The sequence below is a fragment of the Sphingomonas cynarae genome (genome assembly GCF_039537815.1).
Taxonomy (GTDB): Bacteria; Pseudomonadota; Alphaproteobacteria; order Sphingomonadales; family Sphingomonadaceae; genus Sphingomonas; species Sphingomonas cynarae.
Genome location: NZ_BAABBF010000024.1, coordinates 1 through 872, shown reverse-complemented (window position 1 = coordinate 872; position 872 = coordinate 1). Strand labels below are relative to the sequence as shown.

At 60.6% G+C, this 872-nt stretch carries 1 pseudogene; it reads left to right on the top strand.

What is annotated here, in order from left to right:
- Positions 1 to 73 precede the first annotated feature (73 nt).
- Positions 74 to 855: pseudogene (locus tag ABD719_RS18625) on the top strand (IS5 family transposase).
- Positions 856 to 872 lie beyond the last annotated feature (17 nt).

The following is an 872-nucleotide window of genomic DNA, read 5'->3' as shown; positions in this document are numbered from 1 at the left end:
CTAGGTCGTGTCTGCATTCAGGGATTCCGTTTGATGTGAAGTTCTGGTTCAAGGCTGGAGGAAGGAGCCAGCGGTGAGCAGACGGACACTGACGGATGAGCAATGGGCGCGGATCGAAGGTCACCTTCCCGGACGCAGGGGGATGCCTGGCCGGAGTGGAATGGATAACCGGCTGTTCGTGGACGCGATCCTGTGGATGGCGGGAAACGCAGCACGCTGGCGGGATCTGCCGGAGGTGTTCGGCAAATGGTCAGGGGTTCATGCGCGGTTCCGGCGCTGGTCGCACGCAGGGATATGGGAGAGGCTTTTCCATAGCATGACCGACACGCCGGACTTCGAATACGTCCTGATCGACAGCACCATCTCGAAAGTCCACGCCGATGCGAGCGACGCAAAAGAGCCTGTGCTGAGCATGTCGAAGCAGGGGCTGAAGCTGCCGCGATCGGTCGCTCCCGTGGCGGGCTGACGACCAAATTGCATGCAGCCGTCGATGCCATCGGTCTGCCGATCCGCATTCATCCCACGCCGGGGCAACATGGCGACGCCCCGCAAGCCAGGAACCTCCTGGCTGGTTTACAGGGCGTCGGGCACGTCATCGCCGATGCCGCCTACGACGCCGACCCGCTACGCGCCTTCATCGTCGATGATCTCGGCACGACCGCGCAGATCAAGGCAAACCCCAGCCGCACCAAGAAACCATCAATCGACTGGCGGCTCTACAAGGAGCGGCATCAGGTCGAATGCTTCTTCAACAAGCTCAAACGCTTCCGCCGCATCGCCCTGCGCTGCGAGAAAACCATCACTGCCTTCATTGGCTTCGTACATCTCGCCTGTGCCATGATCTGGTTACGATGAATGCAGACAAAACCTAG